Source organism: Kitasatospora sp. McL0602, from assembly GCF_052076145.1.
GTDB lineage: Bacteria > Actinomycetota > Actinomycetes > Streptomycetales > Streptomycetaceae > Kitasatospora.
This window is the reverse complement of sequence record NZ_CP197246.1, coordinates 319,362-334,596: the sequence shown is the minus strand read 5'-3', so window position 1 is coordinate 334,596 and position 15,235 is coordinate 319,362. Positions and strand designations below refer to the sequence as shown.

Annotated in this window: 14 protein-coding genes and 1 pseudogene; 10 read left to right on the top strand and 5 right to left on the bottom strand. The window is 70.8% G+C overall.

What is annotated here, in order from left to right; all coding sequences use genetic code 11:
* Positions 1–71 precede the first annotated feature (71 nt).
* Positions 72–1,505 carry a pyridoxal phosphate-dependent decarboxylase family protein gene (locus tag ACR68M_RS01625; RefSeq protein WP_441248554.1) on the bottom strand — a complete coding sequence of 478 codons (1,434 nt, stop codon included), beginning with the start codon at positions 1,503–1,505 and terminating at the stop codon, positions 72–74.
* A 47-nt stretch (positions 1,506–1,552) separates the two neighbouring features.
* A complete protein-coding gene (locus ACR68M_RS01620) occupies positions 1,553–2,662 on the bottom strand; it encodes a hypothetical protein (RefSeq protein ID WP_441248553.1) in 1,110 nt (369 codons plus the stop codon).
* 183 nt (positions 2,663–2,845) lie between these two features.
* On the opposite strand from ACR68M_RS01620, the gene ACR68M_RS01615 reads away from it, so the two are divergent.
* From ACR68M_RS01615 to ACR68M_RS01595, 5 genes are all read left to right on the top strand, one after another.
* Positions 2,846–2,983 (top strand): hypothetical protein, encoded by a 138-nt coding sequence (locus tag ACR68M_RS01615; RefSeq protein WP_441248552.1) that lies wholly within the window; start codon positions 2,846–2,848, stop codon positions 2,981–2,983.
* An 11-nt stretch (positions 2,984–2,994) separates the two neighbouring features.
* Positions 2,995–3,270, top strand: coding sequence for a hypothetical protein (locus ACR68M_RS01610; RefSeq protein ID WP_441248551.1), 276 nt, complete (start codon positions 2,995–2,997; stop codon positions 3,268–3,270).
* 41 nt (positions 3,271–3,311) lie between these two features.
* On the top strand, positions 3,312–5,138 hold the full coding sequence (glmS, locus tag ACR68M_RS01605; protein WP_441248550.1) for a glutamine--fructose-6-phosphate transaminase (isomerizing): 1,827 nt from the start codon (positions 3,312–3,314) through the stop codon (positions 5,136–5,138).
* Positions 5,139–5,249: 111 nt separating this feature from the next.
* Positions 5,250–5,906: an NADPH-dependent F420 reductase gene (locus ACR68M_RS01600; protein WP_441248549.1), complete on the top strand. Its 657-nt coding sequence runs from the start codon at positions 5,250–5,252 to the stop codon at positions 5,904–5,906.
* Entirely contained in the window at positions 5,906–6,637 is a 732-nt protein-coding gene (locus ACR68M_RS01595) for a PIG-L deacetylase family protein (protein ID WP_441248548.1), read from the top strand. The genes ACR68M_RS01600 and ACR68M_RS01595 overlap by 1 nt, the downstream gene beginning before the upstream one ends.
* Here the strand turns inward: ACR68M_RS01595 and ACR68M_RS01590 are convergent.
* The 3 genes from ACR68M_RS01590 to ACR68M_RS01580 all read right to left on the bottom strand — a co-directional run bounded on the left by ACR68M_RS01590 (position 6,598) and on the right by ACR68M_RS01580 (position 8,307).
* On the bottom strand, positions 6,598–7,290 hold the full coding sequence (locus ACR68M_RS01590) for a DedA family protein (protein ID WP_441248547.1): 693 nt from the start codon (positions 7,288–7,290) through the stop codon (positions 6,598–6,600). The two genes, ACR68M_RS01595 and ACR68M_RS01590, sit on opposite strands and share 40 nt — an antisense overlap.
* A 33-nt stretch (positions 7,291–7,323) precedes the next feature.
* Positions 7,324–7,521 carry a DUF1918 domain-containing protein gene (locus ACR68M_RS01585; protein WP_441248546.1) on the bottom strand — a complete coding sequence of 66 codons (198 nt, stop codon included), beginning with the start codon at positions 7,519–7,521 and terminating at the stop codon, positions 7,324–7,326.
* A gap of 108 nt (positions 7,522–7,629) precedes the next feature.
* Positions 7,630–8,307: a TetR family transcriptional regulator gene (locus ACR68M_RS01580; RefSeq protein ID WP_441248545.1), complete on the bottom strand. Its 678-nt coding sequence runs from the start codon at positions 8,305–8,307 to the stop codon at positions 7,630–7,632.
* A gap of 172 nt (positions 8,308–8,479) precedes the next feature.
* On the opposite strand from ACR68M_RS01580, the gene ACR68M_RS01575 reads away from it, so the two are divergent.
* From ACR68M_RS01575 to ACR68M_RS01555, 5 genes and pseudogenes are all read left to right on the top strand, one after another.
* The gene (locus tag ACR68M_RS01575) at positions 8,480–9,835 is read left to right on the top strand and encodes a GH1 family beta-glucosidase (RefSeq protein WP_441248544.1); all 1,356 of its coding nucleotides are present in this window, start codon (positions 8,480–8,482) and stop codon (positions 9,833–9,835) included.
* A gap of 1,041 nt (positions 9,836–10,876) precedes the next feature.
* Positions 10,877–12,112 (top strand): hypothetical protein, encoded by a 1,236-nt coding sequence (locus ACR68M_RS01570; RefSeq protein WP_441248543.1) that lies wholly within the window; start codon positions 10,877–10,879, stop codon positions 12,110–12,112.
* An 11-nt stretch (positions 12,113–12,123) separates the two neighbouring features.
* A complete protein-coding gene (locus ACR68M_RS01565) occupies positions 12,124–14,349 on the top strand; it encodes a tetratricopeptide repeat protein (protein ID WP_441248542.1) in 2,226 nt (741 codons plus the stop codon).
* 20 nt (positions 14,350–14,369) lie between these two features.
* A pseudogene (locus tag ACR68M_RS01560) lies at positions 14,370–14,486 on the top strand (family 1 glycosylhydrolase); the annotation flags it as partial.
* Positions 14,487–14,735: 249 nt separating this feature from the next.
* The gene (locus ACR68M_RS01555; protein ID WP_441248541.1) at positions 14,736–15,227 is read left to right on the top strand and encodes a hypothetical protein; all 492 of its coding nucleotides are present in this window, start codon (positions 14,736–14,738) and stop codon (positions 15,225–15,227) included.
* Positions 15,228–15,235: the final 8 nt, after the last annotated feature.

Below are 15,235 nucleotides of genomic sequence, written 5' to 3'. Positions count from 1 at the left end.
ATCCCCCGTGACCTGTCGGTAAATGTCTCAGGCTGGTCTCGGGGCGACCTGGGGTGAACGGCTGGTGACCGTCAGGATTCGGCTCGATGCCGCGTCAGACCGGCTGCCGCCAGGCGTACTTCGTCCACCAGCAGTTTCAGGTCGGCCTCGGTGGTCGCGGCGTTCAGCAGACACGCCCGGAGCATCTCCCGCCCGTCGAGCAGCGCTCCCGTGACGAACACGTTTCCTCGTCGCTGCACGGCGACCGGCAGCTCGCGGTTCAGCTCGTCGGTGGCCTCGGGGGAGGCCCCGGCCGGCCGGTACCGGAAGGCGACGATCGAGGTCCGGACGGGTGCCAGCAGCTCCAGCTCCGGATCGGCCTCGACCAGCTCGCCGAGGTGCCGCGCCAGCTCGGTGCAGCGGGCGATGTCGGCGGCGATGCCCGCCCGCCCCCGGTGCGCGATGGTCGCCCAGACCTTGAGCGAGCGGAACGGGCGGGTCTGCTCCATGCCGTACTCGGAGAACCAGCCGAGCTCGCCCGCCGCCTCGTCCCGCAGGTACGAGGGCACCAGGCTGAACGCCCCGCGCAGCGCCTCGGTCTCCCGCACCAGCGCGCAGCCGCAGTCGACCGGAACGCCGAGCCACTTGTGCGGGTCCAGCGCCAGCGAGTCGGCGCGGTCCATCCCCGCGTACTGCCCGGCGATCGCCGGGTCCAGCACGCCGAAGGCGCCGTACGCGCCGTCCACGTGCAGCCACAGGCCCTCGGCCTCGCACAGGTCGGCGATCGGGTGGAAGGCGTCGACCGCGCCGGTGCCGACGGTGCCCGCCGAGGCGACCACCAGGAAGGGGACCAGCCCGGCGGCGCGGTCCTCGGCGACGGCGGTGGCGAGCGCGGCGGTGTCCAGGCGGCCGTCGGCGTCGCTGGGCACGGTCCGCAGGTGCCGGCTGCCGAGGCCGAGCAGCTCGACGGCCTTGCGGACGCAGGAGTGGGTCTCGGCCGTCGCGTACGCGATCAGCGGGGGCAGGCCGGTCAGGCCGTCCGCGCGGAGGTCGTGGCCGAGGCGGGCGGCGGCGCGGTTACGGGCCGCCGTCAGGCAGAGGATGGTCGCCATCGAGGTGCCGGAGGTAAGGATGCCGCCGCCCGCCGGGTGCGGGAAGCCGACCAGCTCGGCGATCCAGCGGACCACCGCCCGCTCCAGGTGCACGTCGGCGTGGTCGCCGCCCGCCGAGCTGGGGTTCATCGCGGCGGCGGCGAGCGTCGCCAGCACGCCCGCCGGGGCCGGGGCGGAATTGACCCAGCCGAAGAACCGGGGGTGGCCGTTGCCCATCGGCGCGGGCATGATCCGCTGCTCGATGGTCTCGACCAGCTCCGGCAGCGCCGTGCCGAGCTCCGGCAGCGGCGCGGCGAGCAGCGCTTCGCGCTCCGCCGGGTCCATCGGCTGCCAGACCGGGCGGTCCGGCACGGCGTCGAGGTAGTCCGCGACCAGGTCGGCGGTGGCTCGGGCGGCAGTACGGAAGTCGCTCACGCGGTGGATCATAAACTCGCGCGACGGGCTGCTGCTCCGCCTGTCCGTCAGTCGAGAGTGTTGGCGAGGCCGCCCGCGCTGCGGCAGTAGCCCGCGATCTCCGTGTTGGTGAGCTGGCTGCAGAGGCGGGCGCCGGCGCCGGGTTCGGTGTAGTTGACGGTGTAGTAGCTGTAGAGGCCGTCGGTGCAGGCCTTGCGGTGCTTGGCGTCGACGCCGGTGGCGCACTGCTCGGCGGCCCAGTTGATGCGGTCGAGGTTGTACTTCATGGTGCGTGAGCCGACGCCCCGGCTGCAGTCGATGTCGCCGCCGGTGGACTTGGCGTTGAGGCACCAGGCCAGGGCGCCCGCGAAGACCTCGGGGTGGTTGGCGTAGTCGTGCGAGCTGAGGTAGAAGGTCGGGGCGTAGAAGTAGCACGCCGACTGGAAGAGCGAGGGCTGCTCGGGGCAGGGGTAGAGCGGTTCCTTGGCGAGCTTGTCGGCCGGGAGGTTGGCCTTGGCCTTCTCGTCCTCCTCGTCGGGGCCGAAGAGCTGCATGAACAGGCCCTCGGAGCAGGTGATCTTCCGGCTGTCGCTGGAGAACTCGCTGCAGAGGTCGCGGGCCTTCTCGACGTCCTGCTTGGCGACGAACATGGTGCCGTGGCCGACGCCGTGGATGCAGGGGCCGGTGTTGTTCGGGGCGCAGAGCTTCAGCAGGTCGGCCTGGGGGTTCTTCGAGGCATTGAGCATCTCCTCGACCGCGCCGTGCAGGTAGCCCGCGGCGCAGGTCTCGTGCGGGAAGGAGATGACCTTCTGGAAGTCCTCGTTGAACCGCTTCACCGCGGCGTGGCCGAGCTCGTGCGCGATCGGGTGGCAGAAGCGGACGGTGTACGGCAGCTTCTTGGTGATCTTGTCGAGGTCGGCGAGCGCGACGCCGGGGTCGGTCGCGTCCATCTCGGCCATCAGCTTGTTGCGCAGGGTGCTGCGCGTCCAGACGGCGGGATCACCGGTGGGGGAGGGCGAGGCGCTCGCGGTGGCGGGCAGTGCGCCGGAGCCGGCGGGGGCGGTGCCGACGGCGGCGGCCGGGGTGGTGGCCGGCGTCCACTGAGTGACGGCTACCGCGCCGAGCCCGAGGGCGCCCAGCAGGAACGCGGTGATGATCGCGAAAACTCGCGGCTGCATGACGGTGGTCCCCCGACATATCGCTTCGGACAGGTTTCCTTCCCATCCTGGCGGCAGCGGCTGGGAATACGCCGTTTCCGGCCGCCATCCGGGAAGTGTCGGCCCCGTTGAGCGGCTGCCGACGTGGTCAACGAAGAGAGCGCCCCCCGGTCACCAGCGACTCACACTCTCACATTGGTATGTATGAGTCACAAGTCCGATCAATCACTCAACGTGATCATCCTTGAACCTGAAGTGACAGGCGGTGCCAGTGCGGCCGAATGTCTGAAGATCTGCCCGATTTCGGGCAGGAATCTTGGTCTGGTGGCCGAGGGCGCCTAGGCTCCCGTCTCGTGCCTGTCTCGCCGCACCCTCACGAAGACCTGCTCGCCCATCTCACCCGCACCAGCTCCCTGGGGCCGGGGGAGGCGGCGCGGGTGGTCGCGGAGGTGCTGGCGTACTTCTCCGAGTCCACCGAGGAGTACGTCCGCCGCCGCCACGGCGAACTGCAGGCCAGGGGTCTCACCAACGAGAAGATCTTCGCCCGGCTCGGCGCCGAACTCGCCGCCCGCCGGGTCACCGCGCCGGAGCTGTCCACCCGTCAGCTCCGGCGGATGGTCTACGGCTGAGCCCCGCGACCACCCGGAACCATGCAAGGAGTTGCTGGCACATGTGCGGAATCGTCGGATACATCGGCCCGAAGGACGCGACCACCTTCCTCCTGGAGGGCCTGCAGCGCCTGGAGTACCGGGGGTACGACTCCGCCGGGGTCGCCGTCTCCAGCAAGGCCGGCGCGCTGAAGATCTGCAAGGTCAAGGGCCGGGTCGCCGACCTCGCCGCCGCCGTCCCCGCCCGCTTCAAGGGCACGACCGGCATCGGCCACACCCGCTGGGCCACCCACGGTGAGCCGAGCGACGCCAACGCCCACCCGCACACCGACAACTCCGGCCGGATCGCCGTCGTCCACAACGGCATCATCGAGAACGCCGACGAGCTGCGCGCCCGCCTGCTCGCCGACGGCGCCGTCTTCACCTCCGAGACCGACACCGAGGTGCTCGGCCACCTGATCGCCGCCCACGCGGTCGAGGGCATCGAGCTGGAGGACGCCGTCCGCGCCGCGCTCGGCCACGTCGTCGGCACGTACGGCATCGCGGTCCTCGACTCCGCCCAGCCGGACCGGATCGTCGTCGCCCGCAACGGCAGCCCGATCGTGCTCGGCATCGGCGAGAAGGAGATGTTCGTCGCCTCGGACGTCGCCGCCCTCGTCCGCTACACCCGCCAGGTCGTCCACCTGGAGGACGGCGAGCTGGCCACCGTCCGCGCCGACGGCTTCCGCACCTTCACCGAGGATGCCCGCACCGTCACCCGCCAGCCCTCCACCGTCGACTGGGAGATCGCCTCCTACGACACCGCCGGGTACGAGCACTACCTGCTCAAGGAGATCCACGAGCAGCCCGGCGCCGTCGAGCGCACCCTCAGCGGCCGCCTCGACGAGCGGTTCGCCACCGCCCACCTCGGCGGGCTCAACCTGGACGCCCGCGAGCTGCGCGAGATCCGCCGGGTGAAGATCCTCGGCTGCGGCTCCGCGTACTACGCCGGCGAGATGGGCGCCCAGCTGATCGAGGAGCTCGCCCGCATCCCCGCGCACAGCGAGCCCGCCTCCGAGTTCCGCCATCGCAACCCCGTCATCGAGCACGACACCCTCTACGTCGCCGTCAGCCAGTCCGGCGAGACCTACGACACGCTCGCCGCCGTCCAGGAGATCAAGCGCAAGGGCGGCCGCGTCCTCGGCGTCGTCAACACCGTCGGCAGCGCGATCGCCCGCGAGTGCGACGGCGGGATCTACCTGCACGCCGGGCCGGAGATCTCCGTCGCCTCCACCAAGGCGTTCACCTCCACCGTGATCGCCTTCGCCCTGCTCGCGCTGAACTTCGGCCGCATCCACGACCTGTCGCCCGCCGACGGCCGCCGGATCGTCGCCGGGCTCAAGGCCCTGCCCGGCCAGATCCGGGAGATCCTCGCGCAGGAGGAGGACATCGCCAAGCTCGCCGCCGAGTACGCCGACAACGCGGGCATGATGTTCATCGGCCGGACGCGCGGCTACCCCGTCGCCCGCGAGGGCGCGCAGAAGCTCAAGGAGATCTCCTACGTCCACGCCGAGGCCTACCCGGCGAGCGAGCTCAAGCACGGCCCGCTGGCGCTGATCAGCCCCGAGCTGCCGACCGTCGCCCTCGTCCCCGACGACGAGCTGCTCGACAAGAACCTCACCACCCTCGGCGAGATCAAGGCCCGCTCCGGCCGCATCCTCGCCATCGGCCACCGCGTGCCCGAGGCCAAGCTCGCCGACCACGCGATCGTCGTCCCCAAGAGCGAGCCCGAGCTCGACCCGCTGCTGCTCAACATCCCGCTCCAGCTGCTCGCCTACTACGCCGCCGTCGCCCTGGGCCGCGACGTCGACAAGCCCCGCAACCTCGCCAAGAGCGTGACGGTGGAGTGATCTGATCCTGGAGAGCCTGGCCGGTCGGCACTCGTCCCGGTGATGGCATGTCAGCTATGGTGCGAAGACGAGCCCGGGTGGCCGGGCGGTGTCGATCGGGGAGAGCTGACCATGCGCATCGGGATCATCGGGACGGGTGTCGTCGGCCGGACACTGGCCACCAAACTGGTCTCCCTCGGACACGAGGTGGCCCTCGGCTCGCGCACCAAGGACAACGCGGCCGCGCTGGCCTGGGTCGACCAGGCCGGTGCCAAGGGGCGGACCGGGACGTTCGAGGAGGCCGCCGACTTCGGTGAGCTGATCATCAACGCCACCTCCGGGACGGTCGCCCTCAAGGCGCTGCGGGCCGCCGGGGCGGAGCAGCTCGCGGGCAAGGTGCTCATCGACGTCTCCAACCCGCTGGTCTTCTCGCCGACGGGTGAGCTGAGCCTCGACCCGGTCAACACCGACAGCGTCGGCGAGCAGATCCAGCGGGAGTTCCCCGAGGCCCGGGTGGTGAAGGCGCTCAATACCGTCAACACGGCCGTGATGGTCGAGCCGCGCCGGGTGCCCGGCTCGCACAACCTCTTCATCGCGGGCAACGACCCCGAGGCCAAGGCCCAGGTCACCGCCGTGTTGGAGCAGTTCGGCTGGCCGGCCGCCGCGGTGCTCGACCTCGGCGGCATCGAGGCCGCGCGCAGCACGGAGATGCTGATGCCGTTCTGGCTCCGCCTGATGGGACACTTCGGTCACGCAGACTTCAACTACGCGATCATGAAGGCCGAGTGATGACCGATCAGCTCACCCCCCTCGACGAGGACTGGCAGACCGCCCTGGCCGTCGTCGCCCACCCCGACGACATGGAGTACGGCGCGGCGGCCGCCGTCGCCCGCTGGACAGCGCAGGGCAAGCGCGTCGTCTACGTGATGGTCACCAGCGGCGAGGCCGGGATCGACTCGATGGACCCGGAGGAGTGCCGCCCCGTCCGCGAGGCCGAGCAGATCGCCTCGGCGGCGCTCGTCGGCGTCGACGTGGTGGAGTTCCTCGGCCACCCCGACGGCGTGCTGGAGTACGGCCTGCCGCTGCGCCGGGACATCGCGCGGGCGGTGCGCCGCCACCGCCCCGACATCGTGATCACCACCAACTACCGAGAGACGTACGGCGGGGTCTTCCCCAACCAGGCCGACCACATCGCGGTCGGCCGGGCCACGCTGGACGCCGCCCGGGACGCGGGCAACCGCTGGGTCTTCCGCGAGCTGACCGCCGAGGGGCACGAGCCGTGGGGCGGCGTCCGCGCGGTCTGGGCGGCGGGCTCGCCCGAAGCCGGGCACGCCGTCGACGTCACCGACCACTTCGAGGCCGGGGTCGCCTCGCTCAAGGCCCACAAGGCCTACCTCGCCGGTCTCGGTGGAGACATGGCCGATGCGGCGTCCTTCCTGGGGCAGGTCGCGACGGCCACCGGCACCCGGATGGGCGTCCGCTACGCGTCGTCCTTCGAGGTGGTACCGCTGCACTTCTGACGGCTGCACTTGTGACCGCTGCACTTCTGGCGGCCGCACTTCGGCCGCCGGCGGAGCAGCTTCACCGTGACGAGGGCGGCCAGCGCCACCGCCAGGGCGATCAGCAGGACGTTCTGGTACCGGATCAGCTGCCGGTAGAGCGGCCCGATGCTGCCGCCCGCCGCGTAGCCGACCCCGGCCCAGACGCCGACCCAGAGCGCGGCGCCGAGCAGGTTCGCCGGCAGGAAGCGCCGCCAGGTCAGCTCGGTGGTGCCCGCGACGATGCCGTTGTACTGGCGGAGTCCGTCGATGAAGCGGGCGACGGTGACGATCTTGCCGCCGTGCCGGTCGAAGAAGCCGTCCGCCCGCTCCATCCGGGCCGGGGTCAGCAGCACGTACCGCCCCCAGCGGTGCACGAACGCGGTGCCGCCGGTGCGGCCGATCAGGAAGCCGAGGGTGTTGCCGCCCGCCGCGGCGACGAAGGCGATCGCCACGACGGCGGCGATGCTCATCCGGCCGGTGCCCGCGTAGACCGCCGCCAGCACCAGGACGGTCTGGCCGGGGACGGGCACGCCGCAGTTGTCCAGGAGCACCAGGACACCCACCGCCGGGTAGCCGTAGCTGTCCAGCAGTGGGGCCAGGTGGGCCAGCGGCCCGGGGAGGGGTGGCGGCAAGGGCGTCGACTCCGGGCCGGGGTGCTCGGGGGTTTACCGGTGGGGTGGGGTCTGGCGTTCGATGACGGTGTCCGGGCCAGGGTAGACCAGGCCGTCGTGGCCGTCCTCGAAATGCACCAGGTAGGGCGGCTCGCCGTCGGTGCCACGCACCTCGGTGATCTCGCCCTTCCGGTCCGTCATGCCCACCGATCTGCTGTGGATGTGTAGCTGGTCTCCTACCGTGGCTCGCATGGTCGGCTCCTCAGTGGTCGGTCCCGTCTCCACTGTGCGACTCCGCCCGCCCGGTCGCAAAGGGGCACGCGGGGCGGCGACGGCCTGGCGACGGCCCGGCGACGGCTCTCAGTCGGCGAGGTAGCGGCGGAGCAGGCGCTTGCACTCGGCGATCAGTGCGGGGTCGCCGTCGGGGTCGGTCCGGAAGGCGAGTTTGAGCACGGCGTCGGCGCACTCCAGCGCGACCCGCAGGGCCAGCGGGAAGCCCTCGGCGGTGAAGAGCGGGCCGCCGAGCGCCTGGAGGCGCAGGGTGACGGCCGCGTTGTTGTCGAGCTCGGCGTCGAGCAGGTGCTCGGGGTCCGGGGCGGGGTCGGGCCCACCGGATTCGCCGGCTTCGGTGGTCAGCTGGTCGACCAGGCCGAAGTCGAGGTGGCCGAAGCCGGGCACGGCGCGCTTCATCGCGACGAACTCCTCGACCGCGAGATCGACGAACCCGGCGACACCGCGAGGGTGTTCGGCCTCGATGCGGCGGGCCAGGCGGTCGAGGTAGCGGTCCAGGTTCCGCACCGCGAGAGCAGCGAGCAGGCTCTCCTTGCCCGCGAAGAACTGGTACAGCGTGCCGATCGGCACCTGCGCGCGCTGCGCCACCTCCTTGGTGGTCAGCGCACTCGGCCCGGCCTCGTCCAGGAGGCCCGCGCAGGCGTCCAGGAGGCGTTCGTACCGCTCCTGGCTGCGCTGCTGGACGGGCCGTCGCCGGGGCGCGTTGATGCCGGTGATCTGCTCACGACCACCTGTGTCCGCCTTCATGTCCCCACTCTGCCGCATCCGGTGTTCCGGACGCGAATCACCAACATGAGGAGTGCTCACATTGCCTCGGATGCCGGTGCCGGTGTGGTTCCTGTACTCGGCGACCACTGGTGCTCCTGCGGTCGTCCTGCCTAACATGAGGTCTCCTCATGTTTTGGAAGGGAAACGGGACATGCCGAACCGCCTCGACCTCCCCGCGGGCTTCCGCTGGGGCGCCTCGACCGCCTCCTACCAGATCGAGGGGGCGGTGGACGAGGACGGACGCGGGCCCTCGGTGTGGGACGTGTTCGCCGCCCGGCCCGGGGCGACCAAGGGCGGGCAGACCGGCCGGATCGCCTGCGACCACTACCACCGCTACGGCGAGGACGTCGCGCTGATGCGTGGGCTCGGGCTGGACGGCTACCGCTTCTCGATCGCCTGGCCCCGGGTGCGCCCGGCCGGCGACGGCGCCGTCAACCCGGCCGGGCTCGCGTTCTACGACCGGCTGGTGGACGAGCTGCTCGCGGCGGGCATCACCCCGCTGCCCACGCTCTTCCACTGGGACCTGCCGCAGGCCCTGGAGGAACGCGGCGGCTGGCTGGACCGCGACACCGCGTACCGCTTCGCCGAGTACACCGAGACCGTCGCCGACCGGCTCGGCGACCGCGTACCCGCCTGGATCACCCTCAACGAGCCCTTCGTGCACATGGTGTACGGCTACGCACTCGGCATCCACGCCCCCGGCCGGACGCTCATGCTCGACGCGCTGCCCGCCGCGCACCACCAGCTGCTCGCCCACGGGCTGGCCGCCGCCGTGCTTCGCGAACGCGGCCGTGAGGTGCTGATCGCCAACAACCTCACCCCCGTCCGCGCGGCGAGCCAGAGCCCGGCGGACGTGGCGGCCGCCGCCGCGTACGACGCCCTGCACAACCGGCTGTTCACCGACCCGCTGCTGCTCGGGCACTACCCCGACCTGAGCGCGTACGGCGTCGCCGAGGACCTCGGCGGCTGCGTCCGCGACGGGGACCTGGAGCTGATCGCGGGCCCCGGGCTGGACGGGCTCGGCGTCAACTACTACAACCCGACCCGGATCGCCGCCCCCACCGAGCCCGGCCTGCCCTTCGCCGAGGCCCCGATCGACGGCGTCCCCCGCACGGCCTTCGACTGGCCGGTCGTCCCGGACGGCCTGCGCGAGTTGCTCACCGGCCTGAAGGCCCGCTACGGCGACGCCCTCCCGCCGGTCACCATCACCGAGAACGGCTGCTCGGTGGCCGACGAGATCACCCCCGACGGCACCGTCGACGACCGGTTCCGGATCGACTACCTGGCAGGCCACCTGGACGCCGTCGCCCAGGCCGTGGCCGAAGGCGTGGACGTCCGGGGTTACTTCACCTGGTCCCTGCTCGACAACTACGAATGGGCCGAGGGGTTCAGTCAGCGATTCGGCCTGGTACACGTGGACTTCGAGACGCAGCGGCGCACGCCGAAGGCGTCGTACGCCTGGTACCGCGAACTGATCACCGCCCATCATGCGCTTCACGTAAGGTAGTTGGGTGAGGTGGTCTGGCTTGTGCTGCCCGGCGTTCTGCGCCACCAGCCACCGTTCTGGGACGGTCCGAGTGTCTGCGTCGCACGACCTTCGAGACCGTCACCGACGCCTACGACAGCAGTCCGTTCTCGCACGGCCCGGACCCCACAAGGTCTTCACTTGTCCGTGACCTTGGCCGGCGGTGACGGTCACCGTTCCGACGCCGGCTTCGGAGGTGGCTTCCGGGCTCGAAACCGCCGCGAGGAGGGGCTGATCGCTGCCGTTTCTCGGACGCAACCCCTCATGTCACATCCGTTGACACGGTCGCTGATCCTCAGCAAGCTGACTGCAGCTGAGATGGAGTCAGCTGATCGGTAGCTCCAACGGCGCATCCCACGCCGGTAGTTGTTCGGGATGAAGATCGTCGTGTGCAGCCTGGTCCGGTCCGCCTGACCAGTGCCGCACGCCCGTTCCACCTCGGAGCCCTCCATCGGCTCAACCCCTCCTGGGTGCGAGCAGACCCGTGTGGTCTGCTCCGGTCCGAGACCAGGTGAGGAGGTGAAAAGCATGAAGAAGATCGTCGTGCGCAAGCCCGGCTCGGTCCGCCTGACCAGCGCCGCACAGCCGCTCTACGGCCCCACCTGCGTCGTCTACGTGTGACCGAACGCCTCTGCACGTCCACTCCACCCAGATCCGACAGGGAGAGAACCATGAAGAAGATCGTCGTGCGCAAGCCCGGCTCGGTCCGCCTGACCAGCGCCGCACAGCCGCTCTACGGCCCCACCTGCGTCTGCGACTTCTGACCGAACGCACCCGCACGTCCGATTCGTCGGACCCGGTGAGGAACAGCCGGCACCACGCCACCGCTTCGCACCACCTGCGGCGGCCCCGGCGACGTCCCACTGGCGTCTGATCGGCACCGTCCCGGTGGCCCGAGCCCGGGACCACGTCCCGGGCTGAGGCGAACCGGTTCACCGGGCGGTGGGTGGGCCACCCAGGCACGGCGACCCATCCACCGTCCCCGGGCCGAATCCCGACGGCTCCACCCTCTGAGGAGCGTACGTGCAACCCACCGCCGGCAGCAGTCCGCCCGAAACCGACCTGGACCGTCCCCGGGCGCTCCACCCGCTGGTGTTCCTGCCGGACGGGGAGGACGTGGTGGTCGGTCGGGCCGACATCGACGAGTACGTCGTGCTCCCTGCCGACGGTGCAGCACTGGTCCGCTTCCTCACCGACGGGCTGACACCCCGTCAGGCTGCCGACCGCTATTGCGAAGAGTTCGGCGAGAGCGTCGACATCACCGACTTCCTGGCCACGCTGGAGGAGTTGGGATTCCTTGCCGCACCGGGCGAGCCAGCGCCGCCGCCCGCCGTCCCGGCACCGGTCCGCTGGCAGCGGCTGGGCCGGGCCCTGTTCAGTCTCCCCGCCTGGCTCTGCTACGCGGCCGTCGTCGGGGCCTGCATGGTCGAGATGATCCGGGTCCCGGGGCTCGCTCCCAGTAACCACCACCTGTTCTTCACCAGTTACTTCACTGTCATCGAACTCACCTTGTTCTTCGGCCAGTTCCCGCTCCTGCTGATACACGAAGGCTTCCACACACTGGCCGGCCGGCGGCTGGGCCTGCGTTCGCGGCTGGGAATCAGCCATCGGATGATGTACATCGTCCTGGAGACCTCGATGGACGGCCTGGTCGCCGTCCCCCGACGCAAGCGCTACCTGCCCATCCTGGCGGGCATGTTGGCCGATGTCCTGGTGATCGGCCTGCTCACCCTGGCGGCCGACGCCACCCGGACGGCGAGCGGTGCCTTTCCGCTGACCGGCCGGCTCTTCCTGGCACTGGCCTACGGGACCCTGCTGCGGCTGGGCTGGCAGTTCTTCCTGCACCTGCGGACCGACCTCTACGTACTGTCCACCACCTTGCTCGGCTGCGTGGACCTGCACACGGCCGCCCGCGGCACGCTGCGCAATGCCGTGCGTCGCTGGACCCGGCGGCCCCTGGAGAACCCGGAGCTCTGGCACCCGACCGACCGCAGGGTGGCCCGCTGGTACGCCTGGCTCATGGCGGGCGGCTACGGGCTCACCGCCGTCACCTTCCTCGTCGTCGTCCTGCCGGTCGGCCTGACCTTCGTGGTCGGCGTCCTCAAGCGCTACAACGGCCACGGCTCGACCGCCGGGCTGATCGACTCCACCGTCCTCGTCGCCCTCAACGTCGCCCAGCTGATCACCGTCGGCTGGCTGGCCCACCGAGACCGCCGGCGTGCCCGCGCAGCCGGCCCCAAGCCCGTAAGCGTCGGATGAAAGGCAGCACCGTGACCGGCACCAGCACTGCCAGCTCCCCGCAGCACCTCTGGCTCCGCAGCGCCGATCCGGCCGGACGCCGCACGGGCACCTCGGTCCTGGAGGTGCCGGCGGTGCTGGCCGAGGTCAGCGCCCACCGCCGGCTGCGCGGCCCGTACACGGCCGCCGGGAACCTGCTGCTGGAGATCGTGCCGGACGCGCTGTCGCGCTGCCCCGACTCGGTGGCCCGGCACGACGTGGAGATCCTCTCCATCTCGCCCGAGCTGCGCGCGATCGTCCCCGCCGGCAGGGAGACCCTCACGTCGCTGGCCGTACCCGCCGAGCGAACCCGCTTCTACTCGCGGCTGCGTACCCTGCGGATCGCCCACGGCCTCACGGAGTTCCTCATCGACTACCTCAAGGCGCTCGGTGACGGTCCGCGCACGCTGGTGGTCCATGACCTGCACCACGGCGACCCGACCGACCGTGAGCTGATCGCCGTGCTGCTGCGCCGGATGGACCCGGAGATGCTCACCCTCGTGGTGACCACCGGCACCGCGCAGGTGAGCGAGCCGGACACGCCCGTCGCCGCCCCGCTGTCCCAGGCACTCGAGGTGCACTGCCGCCGCCTGGATCACGAAGCCGAGCCGGCGACGCCGTCCCGCGCACCCGGACGCCTCTTCGTCGAGGAGGACGGTACCTCGGACGACCCGCGGGTGCTGGCCGCCTACCGGTCGCTCCCCCCGGAGGAGCGGGCCATGCTGCACGACACCCGGCGCCAGGTGCTGGAGCTGCGCGGCGAGCCCTCGCTCGCGCTGGGCGCGATCGCGTGGCACGCGGAGCACGGCAGCGACCCCTCCGGTGCCGGCCGCAAAGCGCTTACCCACGCGCTGAACCACTGCATGGACCTGGGCTTCTACCACGCGGTGGTGGACTACGGCATCCGCGGTCGCGCGCTGACGGCCTTCGCCGACGCCCCGGACGCCTGGTGGGTCTTCAGCACCAAGATGACCACCTCCTACGCCGCACTCGGCGTTCCCGAGCAGGCGCTCCCGATCTACGCCGAGGCCCGCGCCGCCAGCGACAGCCCCAGCATCCACATGCAGGCCGCGTACGCCACCGCCATGCTCTACACCCGCCACCTGGACGAGGACCACCGCGACCACGTGCTGGCCCGCGGTTGGATCAATCAGGCCATCGCCCTTGCCCGGCTGCACGGCGAACCAAAGGAACGAGCCATGCAGACCGCCTTCAACCGCAACGGGCTCGCGCTGATCGAGGTGCACGACAGGCGCCCGCTGGAGGCACTCAAGCTGCTGGACGAGTCGATGGCGCTCCTGGACGAGACCCTGGACCCGGGAGAGCAAGGACTGCACCGGTCGGTGCTGCGCTACAACCGGGCCCAGGTCTACAACGCGGTCGGCCGGTACGAGGAGGCGCTGGCCGACTACGGGGCTGTGATCGAGCTGGACCCCAACTACGCCGAGTACTGGTTCGACCGCGGCGCGATCCGCCGCAAGGCGGACCAACTGGACCTGGCGCTCGCCGACTTCGAGCAGGCCATCAAGCTGTCCCCGCCGTTCCCGGAGGCGTACTACAACCGGGCCGAGGTCCGGGCCGCCCTGGGTGATCTGGCCGGCGCCGTGGCGGACTACGGCTACGTGCTGGAGCTGGAACCGAAGTTCACCGACGCCTACGTCAACCGAGCTTCGCTGCTATGGGATTTGGGCGACCAGGCCGGAGCGTGGCGGGATGTCGGGACCGGCCTTCAGGTCGAGCCGGAGCACACCCAACTGCTCTGCCTCAAGGGACAGTTGTACGCGGAGGAAGGCGACTTCCAGGCGGCCGGCCTGGTGCTGTCGGCTGCTCTCGCGAGTGACCCCGCGAATGCGCAGGCATGGGCGCTGCGCGGCGGTCTGGCCTACCAGCAGGGTGAACTGGCGCAAGCGCTTGAGGACTTGGAGGAGGCCCGCAGGCACTCTGCCGACCCCGGCATCGCTTTCAACCTCGCGGTGGCCCGGCACGACTCGGGACACCTGCCGGAAGCCCTGGAGCTGCTGGACGAGGTGGTGGAGGAGACCGGCGACGGCGACGCCAGATTGCGCCGCGCGCAGCTGCTGATCGCCTTGGGGCGCGGCGCCGATGCCCGGCCGGACCTCCAGGCCTGCGTCGAGGCCGGTCGGGACTCGGAGCTCGGCCTCGAGCCTGGCCTGTCCACCGAGGCGGCCGCCCTGCTCGCGACCCTGACGGAGCACTGACGATGACAGGATGTTCGACGGCCCGAGGGTTCAGCCAGCGCTTCGGCCTGGTCCACGTGGACTTCGAAACGCAGCGGCACACGCCGAAGGCGTCGTACGCCTGGTACCGCGACCTGATCGCTGCTCACCGGGCTCGGCATGGGGGAAGATCAGGCGGCCATCCCGGAACCGGGCGACGTAGATCAACACTTTCGGATCGGGACTGGGCGCTCCTGGCTGCCGTCGATCGCGGTAAGACGGGAGGCGGAGATGCCGGCCACCGCCCGGGTCGTGGCCGGGGCGGCAGCGGCTGTGGTGCCCGGTGATGTGGTCATGGCGGCTGGGAATGTCTAAGGTCGCCGTTGTGGCGCCGAGTTGGCGGCGTCTTCAGCGGCAGGGGGAGCGCAGTGAGGGACGAGTCGGCCGGGTCGGGCGAGGGGCTGACGGGCAGTCGGCTTCGTCTGTACTTGGGTATGGGTGCGTCGGCCGTCGCGCTGCTCGCGTTCTTCGGGATCCGCAACTTTGATGATCTGCGTCAGGCGGTCGGTTACGGGTCGGGCGGTGGGTCAGGTGTGGCTGACGCGTGCAATGTCGCGTACGAGGCCTACCACAGTCGGGAGAATGACGATCAGGCGGCTCCGGCGGGTAGCAGCGGCTGGGAGGACGCCAGGGCGCTCGAATATCACACGTACGCCGGGAAGCTGAGGCAGGCAGCGGACCTGACCAGTGATGGAACGCTCAAGGCCCATCTCGTCAACCGCGCCGACGACGCCCAGCACATCGGCGAATGGTGGGGAAGTTCCGCCCGCTCTGATCAAGGGCGGCCGTCGCTGATGATGCTGATGGACGAGCCATGGAAGAAGGACTGCGTCAATCGGGGCATCAAGGCCCCTTCATAGGTGATCGG